17 protein-coding genes are annotated in these 14,355 nt (G+C 56.0%); 12 read left to right on the top strand and 5 right to left on the bottom strand.

Going from position 1 to position 14,355, the window contains the following annotated elements; genetic code table 11:
* The first annotated feature begins 407 nt into the window (after positions 1 to 407).
* The 3 genes from J2Y56_RS18860 to J2Y56_RS18850 all read left to right on the top strand — a co-directional run bounded on the left by J2Y56_RS18860 (position 408) and on the right by J2Y56_RS18850 (position 3,984).
* Positions 408 to 2,648, top strand: a complete 2,241-nt coding sequence (locus tag J2Y56_RS18860) for an S-type pyocin domain-containing protein (RefSeq protein ID WP_310351935.1) — start codon at positions 408 to 410, stop codon at positions 2,646 to 2,648.
* Between the two features lies 1 nt (position 2,649).
* Positions 2,650 to 2,907, top strand: a complete 258-nt coding sequence (locus J2Y56_RS18855) for a bacteriocin immunity protein (RefSeq protein WP_310334202.1) — start codon at positions 2,650 to 2,652, stop codon at positions 2,905 to 2,907.
* Positions 2,908 to 3,216: 309 nt separating this feature from the next.
* Positions 3,217 to 3,984, top strand: coding sequence for an N-acetylmuramoyl-L-alanine amidase (locus J2Y56_RS18850; RefSeq protein ID WP_310351931.1), 768 nt, complete (start codon positions 3,217 to 3,219; stop codon positions 3,982 to 3,984).
* Positions 3,985 to 4,053: 69 nt separating this feature from the next.
* Here J2Y56_RS18850 and J2Y56_RS18845 read toward each other — a convergent pair whose 3' ends face one another.
* The 4 genes from J2Y56_RS18845 to J2Y56_RS18830 form a co-directional block, all read right to left on the bottom strand.
* Positions 4,054 to 4,965, bottom strand: coding sequence for an SDR family oxidoreductase (locus J2Y56_RS18845; RefSeq protein ID WP_007944645.1), 912 nt, complete (start codon positions 4,963 to 4,965; stop codon positions 4,054 to 4,056).
* 113 nt (positions 4,966 to 5,078) lie between these two features.
* On the bottom strand, positions 5,079 to 5,981 hold the full coding sequence (locus J2Y56_RS18840; RefSeq protein WP_007944644.1) for an alpha/beta fold hydrolase: 903 nt from the start codon (positions 5,979 to 5,981) through the stop codon (positions 5,079 to 5,081).
* Positions 5,981 to 6,763 carry a class II aldolase/adducin family protein gene (locus J2Y56_RS18835; protein ID WP_150782127.1) on the bottom strand — a complete coding sequence of 261 codons (783 nt, stop codon included), beginning with the start codon at positions 6,761 to 6,763 and terminating at the stop codon, positions 5,981 to 5,983. Before J2Y56_RS18835 ends, J2Y56_RS18840 begins: the two co-directional genes overlap by 1 nt.
* 118 nt (positions 6,764 to 6,881) lie before the next feature.
* On the bottom strand, positions 6,882 to 7,334 hold the full coding sequence (locus tag J2Y56_RS18830) for a flavodoxin (protein ID WP_310351926.1): 453 nt from the start codon (positions 7,332 to 7,334) through the stop codon (positions 6,882 to 6,884).
* 100 nt (positions 7,335 to 7,434) lie between these two features.
* Here J2Y56_RS18830 and J2Y56_RS18825 point away from each other — a divergent pair, with 100 nt between their 5' ends.
* Positions 7,435 to 7,911, top strand: a complete 477-nt coding sequence (locus J2Y56_RS18825; protein ID WP_007944641.1) for a PAS domain-containing protein — start codon at positions 7,435 to 7,437, stop codon at positions 7,909 to 7,911.
* 54 nt (positions 7,912 to 7,965) lie between these two features.
* Positions 7,966 to 8,571 carry a hypothetical protein gene (locus tag J2Y56_RS18820; protein WP_007944639.1) on the top strand — a complete coding sequence of 202 codons (606 nt, stop codon included), beginning with the start codon at positions 7,966 to 7,968 and terminating at the stop codon, positions 8,569 to 8,571.
* 3 nt (positions 8,572 to 8,574) lie between these two features.
* Here J2Y56_RS18820 and J2Y56_RS18815 read toward each other — a convergent pair whose 3' ends face one another.
* On the bottom strand, positions 8,575 to 9,567 hold the full coding sequence (locus tag J2Y56_RS18815) for a MerR family transcriptional regulator (RefSeq protein ID WP_310351923.1): 993 nt from the start codon (positions 9,565 to 9,567) through the stop codon (positions 8,575 to 8,577).
* A gap of 171 nt (positions 9,568 to 9,738) precedes the next feature.
* Between J2Y56_RS18815 and J2Y56_RS18810 the strand changes: the two genes are divergently transcribed.
* The 7 genes from J2Y56_RS18810 (at position 9,739) to J2Y56_RS18780 (ending at position 14,267) form a co-directional block, all read left to right on the top strand.
* A complete protein-coding gene (locus tag J2Y56_RS18810) occupies positions 9,739 to 10,308 on the top strand; it encodes an antibiotic biosynthesis monooxygenase (RefSeq protein WP_007944637.1) in 570 nt (189 codons plus the stop codon).
* A gap of 82 nt (positions 10,309 to 10,390) precedes the next feature.
* A complete protein-coding gene (gene folM, locus J2Y56_RS18805; protein WP_310351921.1) occupies positions 10,391 to 11,101 on the top strand; it encodes a dihydromonapterin reductase in 711 nt (236 codons plus the stop codon).
* A 21-nt stretch (positions 11,102 to 11,122) separates the two neighbouring features.
* Positions 11,123 to 11,701: a GTP cyclohydrolase I FolE gene (gene folE, locus J2Y56_RS18800; RefSeq protein ID WP_007944635.1), complete on the top strand. Its 579-nt coding sequence runs from the start codon at positions 11,123 to 11,125 to the stop codon at positions 11,699 to 11,701.
* Positions 11,701 to 12,087, top strand: coding sequence for a dihydroneopterin triphosphate 2'-epimerase (gene folX / locus J2Y56_RS18795; RefSeq protein WP_007944634.1), 387 nt, complete (start codon positions 11,701 to 11,703; stop codon positions 12,085 to 12,087). Before folE ends, folX begins: the two co-directional genes overlap by 1 nt.
* A gap of 82 nt (positions 12,088 to 12,169) precedes the next feature.
* Positions 12,170 to 12,466 (top strand): DUF1244 domain-containing protein, encoded by a 297-nt coding sequence (locus J2Y56_RS18790; RefSeq protein ID WP_310351918.1) that lies wholly within the window; start codon positions 12,170 to 12,172, stop codon positions 12,464 to 12,466.
* Complete coding sequence (locus tag J2Y56_RS18785; RefSeq protein WP_310351915.1) at positions 12,459 to 12,797, top strand: HopJ type III effector protein; 339 nt, start codon at positions 12,459 to 12,461, stop codon at positions 12,795 to 12,797. The genes J2Y56_RS18790 and J2Y56_RS18785 overlap by 8 nt, the downstream gene beginning before the upstream one ends.
* A gap of 219 nt (positions 12,798 to 13,016) precedes the next feature.
* Entirely contained in the window at positions 13,017 to 14,267 is a 1,251-nt protein-coding gene (locus J2Y56_RS18780; RefSeq protein ID WP_310351912.1) for an aspartate aminotransferase family protein, read from the top strand.
* Positions 14,268 to 14,355 lie beyond the last annotated feature (88 nt).

Raw genomic sequence — 14,355 nt, 5'->3', positions numbered from 1 at the left:
TTGGCGACAGATTTCAGATGAGTCGACGCTCTATCGATTGATCGCCCTGTGTTCACTGACGTTGATTTGTAGCTCCTGATCCAACGTCTTACTTTGGCCGCTGCGTTTGCAGCGGCCTTTTTTATGGGCGTTGGTTTTGTGGCGGTGGTGATCGGAATTTTCGCTCAAGACACGCTTGCAAGATATTTCCTATAACAAGATAAGAAATCTCTTCTTTGCGCGAGAGATGTTCGCGCTTTTATTCCTGGCATAAAGAAATCCCTCTCAATTCCATATGTAATAACCCACACATCTCTCGGACCCAAACACTGTGTTTTCGTTGTAACTTTTAATGGCACGAAGCAATAACCGGCTACCCGCCAACACGCAATTCATCAGCCCATATGCACATTCAAAAGGATATGAATATGCAAAAACCACCCAAAGACTCCAACCAATCAAGGCCAGGCACATTTTATCTCGATACACCGGTCGAAATAAAAGGTATTGCACCTGACCACATGATTCCTGCACCACGAACATCAAAAGTACCGATAGATGGACCATTCGGCCACGGCCACAGTGCCTTTAATCAAAACCTGCTCACAATCCAACGCACAACCAAAGCGCTGGAGCAGGAATATCAAATCAGGTCCAGCCATCTACCGCAAACAATTGAAACTGAACTCGCTGCCACACGACTTGAGGGTTCAACCGATCCACTTCCGCCGGTCCAGTCGATTATTCGAGAGCTCGACGTACGAAACAAACTTACATCACGCAAAGCTGCAGAGCTCCACAGCAAAACAGCTATTGCCCATTCGTTTTATGGAGGAGATCCGTTTAATCGAAATATCAACGAATTTATGAAAAAAGCGACAACCCTTGAAAAGAGGCCGGTGCCAAACGGCATTGCCATGCAGGCGTTGTTTCAGTCCCTGCGGGCAGCACACGATGCAAGGTTGCTGTCTCAAGGCGTCGAATTGCTCAGTCAGCAACACGTCAATGTGCAGAACTTTCTCAGTGCCGTGCAAGCCAATGAGGAGGCCCAGAGAGTTGCAGCAGAGCTAGCGCGCGCCAATGAGGAGGCTGTGGCAAGAGCTCATGAGCAAGCGCGACTTGCTGCGCTGGATAACGCCCGGCGAGTGGCAGCAGAACAAGCTCAAGAGCAGGCGCGACTTGCCGCTTTGGAGAACGCGCGGCGAGTGGCGGAAGCACAGGCTCGAGAGCAAGCAAGACTGGCCGCATTGGAAAGCGCGCGGCAATTGGCGGTTGAGCAGGCGCGGATTGCAGCAGAAGCGGCAGCCCGGCAGGTCGCTGCGGAACGGGCGCTTCTCGAAGCACAAGCCGAAGTCAAACGGCAGGAAGAAAAGGCACGCGAAGAACAGGAGGAAAAAGAAAGGAAGGAGGCCGAAGCCAAAAAACACGCGCAAGAGCTCGAACGATTCAGAGCGATGGTTGCGATGTTCAAAGCGTGGGAAGCCGCCAAAACCAGTCGGCCGTTTCCCATATCAGGACAGTCTGCCGCAGCGGGTCCGGTATTCACCTTGGCAGCGGGTCGTCTCGCCATTGGTGTAGCGACAACCCAAGCCGTCAGGTCCGCACTGCACACCGCAGTTGCCGCAGTAACAACAGCGAGCACCGCAGCGGCAAGCGCTGTACTAGTCGGATTTGCCGCGCTTCTGTTTCCTTCTCCGCTGGCTGACGGTGAAAGCCGTCAACTGAGCACCCCGCTTTCGGATCTCGTCCCGGACGACTTCCATGCCTGGAGCCTCGCGCTTTCGGAGTATCAGCCCAACGAGCTCCACGCCTTGAGTATCCCGCTCTCGGATTTCGTACAGGGCAATCTTGACGACTTGTATGCAATTGCCCAAGTCAATGGAGAAGTCAGGCTACCGGTAGCAATCGGCTCCAGATCAGTGGGGAACATAACCGAATTCTTTGTCGCTGCCACAAACGACACATCGATACCTGGCAACGTCCCGGTGCGACTCGCCACTTTCGATCCAGCCGTCAATGCGTATAGGTCTTACAACCCGGATGCCCCGTCCATCGGCATGACCTGGACGCCAATCGTCAAGCCGAACAACGGGTCAACCACCCTCCCGGCAAGCGAGCCGAACATTGCCGTTTATGACGGCACGACCTTAAAAGCCCTTGAAGGAAGGACAGATACTTACCCTGAGTTTGATCTCTACAGCTTCGGTGGATTTATCACTGTTTTCCCGGCGGATTCAGGCATTCCACCGGTCTTTACGATGTTCAAGGATCGGCGGGATGATCCTGGTGTGGCCAGTGGTTATGGGGAACCGGTATCTGGGATTTGGCTGGAACTGGCCTCGCAAGGCGATGGCGCAGTGATCCCCAATCGGATTGCGGATAAGCTCCGAGGAGAGGATTTTTCGAATTTCAGATCTTTTAGAGAGGAGTTTTGGAGAATAGCAATTGACGACCCTGAATTGGCTAGCCAATTCAATTCCAACAACTTTAACGAAATGGGAAACGGAAGAGCTCCTTTTACGCGCAAAAACGACAGATTAGGAGGCAAAGTAAAATTTGAACTCCATCATGTGAATCCCATTTCCAAAGGTGGTGATGTATACGACATTGACAACATCCGGATTGTTACTCCAAAACGACACTCCGAGCTACATAAAGGAGGAAATTAACATGAGCAAATCCAACATTACAGACTATACCGAAGCAGAGTTTCTCGAATTCATAAGCATTATTTGTTTGTCTGAGCACCCTAATGAAAAAGAGCAAATAAACGCAGTGCTATTATTTGAGGAGCTCACCGAACATCCAGACGGATCTGACTTGATTTACTACGCAGATTCAGACGAAGAATCCACACCAGCAGCCATTATTGAAAAAATAAAAGCCTGGCGAACCGCCAACGGCAAACCAGGCTTCAAACCCGAGTAACCAAATAAAACAGGGTCAAGCGCTTGCTACTGACCCTGTTGCATTCAACATAAATAATATTCTTCAAACTCTAATTTCTCTTCAGTGCGGCAACATTGTTCTTCACCTCAATATCGATTCCTGCCAGCCACATGCACTGACAGCAGAGATAGTCCAGCCTTGACCTTCTAGCACCTACGCATTCTTCGGAAATCGACTACAGCATTCTGTAACCACGCGAACCGCCCCCGCCATTAATGTTAATTACAAGTCATTCATCCACGCCTATGGCGCGCAGACTTTTACTTAACTATTAACGAGCAATCCTTCATGAAACCTATCATCTACAACAAACTTCACTCTACCCAGAGCTCCAACAGCCGAGTCCGCTTTCTGATTTTCCACTACACCGCCGGCAACTTCTCCAGTTCGGTCAATGCATTGACCGGCCCTAATGTCAGCGCACACTATCTGGTTCCGGACATCACCGATCCGAGCTACGTGAACGCAGGTTACTCCGGTCAGGAAGTCTTCAGTCTTGTCGACGAAACCCGGCGCGCCTGGCATGCGGGCGTCAGTCAGTGGGGTAATCGAAGCAATCTGAACGATACGTCTATCGGTGTCGAAATCGTCAACCTGGCAACGTACAGCCAAGGGGTTTTCAGTTTCCCGCCGTATCAGCCTGAACAAATTGCCGCGATTGAAGAACTGGCGCTGAACATCCTTGAACGTTATCCGGATATCAGCCCGACCCAAGTCCTGGGCCACTCGGATATTGCGGTCGGTCGCAAGAGCGACCCAGGGCCGAAATTTCCCTGGCATGCACTTTATTTGAAAGGTGTTGGCGCGTGGTTCGACGATGCCACCCGAGACGCCTATCTGCAGCAATACACCGAAACCGGCATTCCAGCCCGAACCGAATTGCTCAAACTGTTCAAAAAGTATTGCTACGACGTTTCAAGTGCATCAACCGACCAAGGCTTCACCCAACTTGTTCGAGCCTTTCAGCTGCACTTCCGCCCTGATAACTACGACGGGATCATGGATGCGCAAACGGCCGCGAATCTGGCGGCATTGGTTTGCAAATATTTTCCTTGATAGCCACGGCAAACTGAAACGCCCTGAACATTGACAACCAGCAAGGTCGACAGACCTTGCTGGCTTCGATCAAAGCGAATACTTCTGCAGATTCCCCATCATTTCCTTCAGCGCTTCAATGTTGTCCTTCGGATGCGCAGCCCCCTCAAAATCACAAATCTGCTCCCACTGCGCCGCCACATCTTCTGGCGAGAACCCCACCCGTGGATCAAACCCGGCACCCAGGCTGCGCTCCCAACGCACTTTGCCCATCCAGCCGCCGCCCACTTCAAACAATCCGGATGTTTCTTTGCAATTTTCGCTGGCCAGATACACCACCAACGGGCTGACCAGTTCCGGTTTGAGTTGCTCGAATACTTGCGGCGGGATCAAGCCTTCGGTCATGCGAGTGCCGCCGGTAGGCGCGATGGCATTGACCAGGATGTTGTTCTTGCGGCCTTCAATGGCGAGTGTGCGAGTCAAGCCGTAGAGGCCGAGTTTGGCCATGCCGTAGTTGGACTGGCCGAAGTTGCCGTAAATGCCCGAGGTCGACGCAGTGAAGATCACGCGGCCATAGTTTTGCTCGCGCATGTGCGGCCAGGCGGCACGGGTGACTTTGTAGGCCCCTTCGACGTGGACGCGGTAAACCAGGTCCCAGTCGGCGTCGTCCATTTTGTGGAAGGTCTTGTCGCGCAGGATCCCGGCATTGTTGACCACTACATCGATACGACCAAAAACGTCGAGTGCGTGCTGAACGATTTTGTCGCCGTCAGTGACGGAGTCGTGATTGGCCTCGGCAATCCCGCCAGCCTCGCGAATTTCGGCCACTACACGGTCTGCTGCCGACGCGTTGGCGCCCTCACCCTGCGCCGAACCGCCGAGATCGTTGACCAGCACTTTGGCGCCCTGTTTGGCGAACAGCAGCGCATGTGCCCGACCCAGGCCGCCGCCTGCACCGGTGACGATCACGACTTTATCTTCGAAGCGCACAGACTCACTCATGGGGGGGAACTCCAACAGACCAGGGGACGATGGGTTCGAGTGTCAGGCACGGCGCTGCTGGTCACAACGAACAAGGGGCGGGCTGAATGGTGTCCGATAAGGCTGGGGGATAATCAGGAGCAGGCGGCCCTGCGCGGAGGCAACGCCAGCCGATCACGAAACTCCAGATAATGCTTGAGCACCTTCGCCGGCGCTTCAATCTGGGGATAGTGGCCAATTTCGGCCAGCAGGATGGTGTCCGGATGGGGGATCAGTTCGCGATAGCGCGCGACCATGTGCGCACCGGAAATCGGATCGACCTCGCCATCAATGACACGCAGCGGCACTTCACCGCGCTGCATGGCGCCGACCCAACGGTCGCGCTGGACCCGCCGCTCTGGAATATACGTGATGAGCTTGTGCATGATCCGCGGGCCGTGATTGCTGTTGATCAGCCCCCAGAAATCATCCATCTCACTTTCTGTCGGACGGGTCATCCGCCCGAAAATCTTCCTGAAGCTTTTCACCAGTGCGTCACGTGTGAACGCTCGGCCGATCATCCAGCCCAAAGGGCTGAGCAACAATTTTTGCGCCAACAGCGGGCGATGAGCTTCCGGGAACAGGCCGCCGTTGAGGAACACACAACTGGCGATGTGAATGCGGGTTTCGTAATGCCGGGCCAACAGTTCCTGCGCCACGCTGTCGCCATAATCGTGGGCCAGCACGTGCACCGGTTGCGTGACACTCAAATGCGCCAGCAACGCCTGTTGCACGTCGGCCTGTTCAAGCAGGCTGTATTCGTGGTTCACCGGTTTGGCGGAGTCGCCAAAGCCAAGCATGTCGCAGGCAATGACCCGATAGCGCTGTGCCAGTGGTTGCCACAGGTAATGCCAATCCCAACTGGCGGTCGGAAATCCGTGGATGAGCAACAGCGGCTCACCCTGCCCGGCCGTCCAATAGCGAATGGTCTGGCCACGGAATACAAACGTCTGGCCGCGTTTGCGCCAGACACACAGCGGGATCTCGGCAAGCGCCATTAGAGTTTATAACCCGGGTCTTGTTGATCGAGTTTGCGTAGCAATGCTGGCCAGGCCAACGCGCCACCCATCCCTTGAGCACTTTTGGTCACGCCGGCGATCATCGCCCTGGCGCCTGCCAGAATCTGCGGTTCGATGGTGATCAGTTCGGCACCGCCGTTCTGCGCCATCACCTGAATATCGCAGGCGCGCTGGAAGGTAAACATCATCAGGAACGTATCGGCGATGGTGCTGCCACAGGTCAGCAGACCGTGGTTGTGCAGCATCAGGAAATTGTTTTCACCGAGGTCGGCTTGCAGGCGCGCCTTCTCTTCATGGTTCAACGCAACGCCTTCATAGGCGTGGTAGGCCAGACTGGACAAGACAAACAAGGATTGCTGGCTGATCGGCAAAATACCCTGTTTTTGTGCCGAGACCGCAACGCCGGCAGCCGTGTGGGTATGCAACACGCAGACCACATCGTGGCGAACTTCATGCACGGCGCTGTGAATCGTGTAACCCGCCGGGTTGATGTCGTAAGGACTGTCCATTAACTTGTTGCCGGCCTGATCAACCTTGACCAGGCTCGACGCGGTGATCTCATGAAACATCAGCCCGAACGGGTTGATCAGAAAATCTTCGGTACCTGGCACCTTGGCCGAAATGTGCGTAAAGATCAGATCGTCCCAACCATGCGCCGCGACCAAACGATAACAAGCCGCCAGATCAACGCGGGTCTGCCATTCGGCGGCACTGACCTGGCTTTTGACACTGTGGGGCGACTGGACGGGAGCAACATTCACGGCATGACCTCCTGTTCTTATTGTGGTGCTGTCGTTATGCCAGTCTAGTCAGCCCCCGGCCTTCGTGTAGTTGCATTGGCAGCCAGCTTGATGACCGAGCGAGTCAGTGGCGCAATCTTCACTGCAATGCGCTGACCAACTGTGCCAGCCAGGGTTCGGCATCGGTTTCGGGGGTGACACTTTCGCTGGCGTCCAGGCGCAGCATGGGCAGCACTTCGCGCAGACCCAGTTCATTGAGCAATTCACGCATCTGCTCGCCACCGCCACAGAAGGTATCGCCATAGCTCGCATCACCCAGGCCGATCACCGCCCCCGGCAGACCGCGCCAGGCGGCAGGCAACTGATCGCGAATCATCGAATACAACGGTTGCAGGTTGTCCGGCAATTCACCCATGCCGGTGGTTGACGTCACTGCCAGAAACGCCTGGGGTTCGAATGCCAGAACATCAGCCAGTAACGCGCGTGGGTTGTGCATGGTTTCAAAACCGGCGGTCTTCAAAATACTCGCGGCGTGGCGGGCGACTTCTTCGGCCGTGCCGTACACCGAGCCGGAAAGGATGGCGACTTTCATCAATCTGATCCTGAAACTGAGTGAAAACCGGATATTAACAGCACGACCTGCATTGTTCTTTTAGAATGCTGCGCTCAATCACTCTGGAAAGGATTCTCCGATGATTAATGCCCAGCTGCTGCAAATGGTGATCAATGCTTCCAACGACGGCATCGTGATTGCCGAAAAGGAAGGCGAGCAGGACAACATCCTGATTTACGCCAACCCGGCATTCGAACGTCTGACGGGGTATACCAGCGAAGAAATCCTCTATCAGGACTGTCGCTTTCTGCAGTCCGGTGACCGGGATCAGGCCGCACTTGCCACCATTCGCGAGGCGCTGAACAAGGAAGGATCCTGCCGGGAAATCCTCAGGAACTATCGCAAGGACGGCACCCCCTTCTGGAACGAACTCTCACTGTCCACGGTAAAAAACCCGAACGACGGGCAGACTTACTTCGTCGGCGTACAGAAGGACGTCACGACCCAGGTCAAAGCCCAGCAACGTGTTGCGCAGCTGGAAACCCAGTTGGCCGAGGCGCACGCCGAGCTTTCTGCGCTGAAAGCGACGAACGGTAAAAACAAAACGGTGAATTAATGGTCACTAACTACAATCACCAATGACTTTGTATCTATATCTTTCGAGCAAGCCATGCAGCGCGACGCACTCCTGACCCAGGACGAACTGGATTTCATCCAGACCATGCAACACAACCCACAGCTCAATGTGCGTGATGCAACGTCGAGCCTGCTCGTTAACAGTGGCTCGCAGATACGTGATTTGCTCACGCGCCTCGCCGCTCATGAGCAAGTCACCATCCAGGCCCATTTCGAAAATCAGCAAATGACCTTTCCGCTGCACCTGGTGGAAGATGAATTTCATGCGCTGCATTTGCGTTTGGGCGTGCCAAGCATTTACGAAGACGGGCCAATGGTTCGTCCTTGGCGCCTGGTACTTGAAGAGCCGGTGGCACTGGAGAATGCCAAAGGCCAGCCCGGCACAATGTTTGTGCACGAAATCTCGTTCAAAGGGGTTTTGCTGGAGGTCCGCAACAAGACCAAGCCACCCAAACACTTTGCCTTATGGTTCAGCCCGTCAGGCTATGAACGGATTTCTTTGCGCGGCACCTTTGAGCGTCAAACCGAGCAAGGTTTCTACGCCTACGAATTGAGTCAGTCTGACAAGGACGAAACCGAACGTCTGCGCCAATACATCCTTCAGCAACATCGCCTGACACACCCCGCGCTGCATATCTGAGTTTCAGGTATCAAGGTTTCCCGCCAGGAACTGTTTCAGACGCTGGCGCATTACCCTTGCTTCGTTCCCCAGACATCCGATCGATGATCCGGCCAGGCTCTCTTGCGCCAGGTCTGACGCGTCCCCCGCCAGCAATAACTGACAATCAAGGCTCATGGCCAGTCGACTCAACCGACGCGGCAGCTCCGCAGCGGGCGCATGATTGGACACCAGCACCAGTGCCGCAGGTTTGACCCTCTCGCAAACCAGCGTCAACTCGTCGAAGGGCTGACCGATAGCCAGTAGTTGAATCGCCAGATCGACACTGCTCAGGTACAGCCCGGTGATCAGGACATCCAGCTCATGGGCCTGGTCGGCAATAGCACAGACAATCACTCGGCGCGGTTGCATGACACGCACCAGCAGCAGGCGTTGCAATACTCGGGAACGCAGAAAGGCATCCAGAAAAAGCCACTCGCTGGTCTGGCCGAACGTTTCATGGCGCTGAAGCAATTGCTTCCAGACCGGGAGCAAAATGTCCTGAAACACGACCGTCAGTGGGTAACTGGAAAAAATCTGACCATAGAGTTGCTCCAGTTGAACCTCGTCAAAGGCGCTGACCACCGCCTGAACCTGCTGTTGCCACTGGGCATAGTCAGCCTGAACGAGCTCGGTGGGTATGATCTGCGCCAGCGCCTTGAGCGGTTCGGTCCTGGCCAGGATCTTGCCGACTTTGCTGACCGCAACGCCGCGGTCGATCCAGTCGAGGATGCTGCGAACCTTCTCGATATCGTGCATCGAGTAAAGACGATGCCCACTTTCAGTGCGTGTGGGCTGGATCAATCCATAGCGCCTCTCCCAGGCGCGCAGCGTAACCGGGTTGATGCCCGTCAGACGCGCAACCTCACGAATAGGAAACAGCTCTTCCCGATCGAGAGGACGATCCGATTGCGGGGTAGAGGTAACGTCAGTCAGGACAGGCATCAAGTCGACGTCCATGTTCAAATTGGATCCCATTCTAACTCTCCCGCCGACTATTCAACACAGTGATAATCGACGCATCATGCTGGTGTATTGGCCAGAATCAGGAATAATCCTTGCTTGTCTCGAAGCGCAACCCACCACCCCGGCGTTGCGCCTGGCGAAACTCCTACCCGGAGTAACGCAACTGTTATATGGAGATTCACAATGTCTACCTCACCCGTCACGCTGATGGTTGCGCGCCGCGTTGCCGAAGGACGCTATCAGGACCTGATGGTCTGGTTGCGCGAAGGCGAACAACTGGCCACCGATTTTCCCGGTTATCTCGGCTCTGGCGTGCTGGCTCCGCCGCCCGACGATGACGAATTCCAGATTATTTTCCGCTTTGCCGACGAGCAGACCCTGCACGCGTGGGAACATTCTGCGTCGCGCACGGCCTGGCTGGCGCGCGGCAGTGACCTGTTTGGCCACAAAACAGAACATCGCGTCAGTGGAATCGAAGGCTGGTTCGGCGCGGTCGGTCAGCGCCCGCCACGCTGGAAACAGGCCGTGGCGATCTGGCTGGCGTTCTTTCCGGTGTCCCTGTTGTTCAATTTTTTACTCGGGCCTTTGCTGAGCGAAATGAGCCTGCTGCCACGGGTGTTCATCAGTACGTTGTGCCTGACGCCATTGATGGTCTATTTCTTCATTCCATTGTCGACCCGTCTGCTGGCCAACTGGCTGAACAGCGCGGCCCCACGGCCGCAGCCCTCCGAGCCCATCCCTCAAAATCAATGATCCGCATGGGGTCCGCTTCCACGGTAGGTGAATGCCGTCGCGCGCTGGTATAGTTTTGCTCTTACCGCGACGCGAGCCATTCATGACCTCTTCCGCAGCCCCCATCCTCATCACCGGTGCCGGCCAGCGTGTCGGCCTGCATTGTGCGCAGCGTTTGATTGAGGACGGCGAGCGGGTGATTTTCACCTACCGCAGCGAACGCCCCGGTGTCCAGACGCTGCGTGATCTGGGCGCCACCGCGGTGTTTGCCGACTTCTCCACTGAAGCCGGGATCCTCGCGTTCATCAGCACCCTGAAAACCCACACTGACAGCCTGCGGGCGATTATCCATAACGCCTCCGAATGGCTGACCGAAACGCCGGACACCGACGCCGCCGCCTTCACCCGCATGTTCAACGTGCACATGCTTGCGCCTTACCTGATCAACCTGCACTGTGGCGACTTGCTGCAACGCTCAAGCCCGGCGGACATTGTGCACATCAGCGATGATGTGACCCGCAAGGGCAGCAGCAAACACATAGGCTACTGCGCCAGCAAAGCCGGGCTCGATAGCCTCACCCTGTCCTTCGCCGCGAAATACGCGCCGACAATCAAGGTCAACGGTATCGCGCCCGCCCTGCTAATGTTCAACCCCGAGGATGACGCGACTTACCGCGCCAAGGCGCTGGCCAAGTCCGCGCTGGGCATCGAACCCGGCAGCGAAGTGATCTATCAGAGCCTGCGCTATTTGCTCGACAACCCTTATGTCACCGGCACCACCCTGACCGTCAACGGCGGACGGCACATCAAATAAGATGCCCCGCGAGGATGCTCCATGCCACTAACCCTGCCTCAGAACGCCCTAACCCAGAGCTACCGTGAGATTCTCATCGGTCTCGGTGAGAATCCGGATCGTGAAGGCCTGATAGACACTCCGCTGCGGGCGGCCAAAGCCATGCAGTACCTCTGTCATGGTTACGAACAAAGTGTCGAAGAGATCGTCAACGGCGCGTTGTTCGCCTCCGACAACGATGAAATGATTATTGTCGACAACATCGAGCTGTACTCGCTCTGTGAACATCACCTGCTGCCCTTCATCGGCAAGGCCCATGTGGCTTATATTCCAACGGGCAAGGTGCTGGGCCTGTCGAAAATTGCGCGGTTGGTGGACATGTTCGCCCGTCGCCTGCAAATCCAGGAAAACCTCACCCGGCAGATCGCCGAAGCAGTGCAACAGGTGACCAATGCCGCCGGCGTCGCGGTGGTCATTGAAGCGCGGCACATGTGCATGATGATGCGCGGTGTCGAGAAACAGAATTCGACCATGAACACCTCGGTGATGCTCGGCGCCTTCCGCGAGTCGAGCAACACCCGCCAGGAGTTCCTGCAATTGATTGGACGGAGCACGTCGTAATGCCACAACTTCAACCAGGAATGGCACGCATCCGGGTCAAGGACCTGTGTCTGCGAACCTACATCGGAATCAACGAGGATGAAATCCTCAACAAGCAGGATGTGCTGATCAACCTGACCATCCTGTATGCAGCCCAGGAAGCGGTGCGCGACAACGACATTGATCACGCGCTGAACTACCGCACCATCACCAAGGCAATCATCGCCCACGTGGAAGGCAATCGCTTTGCGCTGCTCGAACGCCTGACCCAGGAAATCCTCGATTTGGTCATGGCTAACACCTCGGTGCTGTACGCCGAGGTTGAAGTCGATAAGCCTCACGCACTTCGATTCGCCGAATCGGTATCGATTACGCTCGCGGCAAGCCGCCAAGCTTCAAGCGTTTAGCTACAAGCGTTAAGCTACAAGCCACCGCAATCCAACTTGCAGCTTGAAGCTTGCCGCTTGAAGCTGCCTCGCAGAGGCCCCCATGACCGATCAACAACGCCTGGAACTTGAAGCCGCCGCCTTTCGCCGGCTGGTGGCCCATCTGGACAGCCGCAAGGATGTACAGAACATCGACCTGATGAACCTCTCCGGTTTCTGCCGCAACTGCCTGTCCAAGTGGTACAAGGCCGCTGCCGACGAACGCCAGATCGACGTCAGCCTTGATGACGCTCGCGAAGTGGTTTACGGCATGCCGTACGCCGAATGGAAAGCCCAATACCAGCAAGAAGCCAGCGCCGAACAACAAGCGGCGTTTGCCAAAGGAAAACCCAATGTGTGATTTGAACACCCTGCGCGCCAGCCTCAAGAGCGGCGAACACGTCTTTGCCGACACCCTGGCCTTCATCGCCGCCGGTTACGACTATCAACCACAGGCTTTCAATAACGGTGGTGTGGAAAACTCAGCTGGTCAGAACGAAGGTTCGTGCAAGACCCTGGGTCTGGCGCTGCTGGAAGGTCTGAGCGATGAAGAAGCGCTGCTGGCGTTTGGCGAGCATTACCGTTCGGTGGTTGCAACGCCTGATGGCAGCGACCACGGCAATATCCGCGCATTGATTGCCCATGGGCTGGCTGGCGTGAAGTTCACTCAGCAACCACTGACTCGCCGCTGATTCAAAATCAAAAGATCGCAGCCTCGTTTCACTCGACAGCTCCTACGGGGATCGTGTTTCTCTGTAGGAGCTGTCGAGTGAAACGAGGCTGCGATCCTTTGGTCTTCCAGGGCACATCCCGACTTTAAAGATTGACCCGGCAACTTTATTTCGTTTGCCGGGCACCGCTGCTCACGGCTTAGATAAAAAGAAGTATCCCTTCTTCAGAGTCGGTCATCCATGAGCAGCGAATCCATCAGCCAGTCGATCAACATCGTTCATCCTGTCACGCTCAGCCACGGTAAAAACGCCGAGGTCTGGGACACCGATGGCAAACGCTACATCGACTTCGTCGGCGGCATCGGCGTACTGAACCTCGGCCATTGCCACCCACGCATCGTCGAAGCCATTCGCGAACAAGCCACCCGGCTGACCCACTACGCCTTCAACGCCGCCCCGCATGTGCCTTACATCGAGCTGATGGATCGCCTGAGCGCGTTCATTCCGGTGGATTACCCGGTCAGTGGCATGCTCACCAACAGCGGCGCGGAAGCGGCGGAAAACGCCCTCAAAATCGTCCGTGGCGCTACCGGCCGCACTGCCGTGATTGCCTTCGACGGCGCTTTCCACGGCCGTACGCTTGCCACCCTCAACCTCAACGGCAAAGTCGCCCCCTACAAACAGAAAGTCGGTGTGCTGCCGGGGCCGGTGTTTCACTTGCCATACCCGAGCAAGGACAACGGCGTGACCTGTGCCGAAGCGCTGAAGGCCCTGGATCGCCTGTTCAGCGTCGAGATCGATGTCAATGACGTGGCATGTTTTATCGTCGAGCCGGTGCAGGGTGAAGCGGGCTTCCTGGCGATGGACGTAGAGTTTGCCCAAGGGCTGCGCAAGTTCTGCGATGAAAAGAACATCCTGCTGATCGCCGATGAAATCCAGTCTGGCTTCGGCCGCACCGGCCAGCGTTTCGCATTCTCGCGACTGGGCATCGAGCCGGACTTGATCCTGCTGGGCAAAAGCATTGCCGGCGGCGTGCCGCTGGGTGCGGTGGTCGGGCGCAAAGCGTTACTCGACACCTTGCCCAAGGGCGGTCTGGGCGGTACTTATTCGGGCAACCCCATCGCCTGCGCCGCCGCGCTGGCGACGCTGGATGAAATGACCGACACGCAGTTGCAAGCCTGGGGCGCGCAACAGGAAGAAGCGATTGTCAGCCGCTACGAAGCCTGGCGCGACAGCAAGCTATCGCCGTATCTGGGGCGTTTGACCGGCGTGGGTGCGATGCGTGGCATCGAGTTGATCAATGCTGACGGCACGCCAGCATCGGCCCAGTTGACGCAACTCCTGAGCCTTGCGCGGGACGCAGGCTTGTTGTTGATGCCCAGCGGCAAGTCGCGCAATATCATTCGGTTGCTGGCGCCATTGACCACCGAAGCCTCGGTGCTGGAGGAAGGCCTGGACATTCTCGAAGCGTGCCTCTCCAAATTATCTTGATTGCAAAATGCGTTCTGGGACTGACATAGCGAATTAAGTTCGCTTGTTGTCCCCGAATTCGTGTCGCAATACTGACCAAAGCCCCCTT

This window comes from Pseudomonas sp. BE134 (assembly GCF_031456105.1).
In the GTDB taxonomy this organism is placed as follows: domain Bacteria; phylum Pseudomonadota; class Gammaproteobacteria; order Pseudomonadales; family Pseudomonadaceae; genus Aquipseudomonas.
The sequence above is the reverse complement of the archived record's forward strand: the minus strand, read 5'-3'. Positions and strand labels throughout refer to the sequence as shown.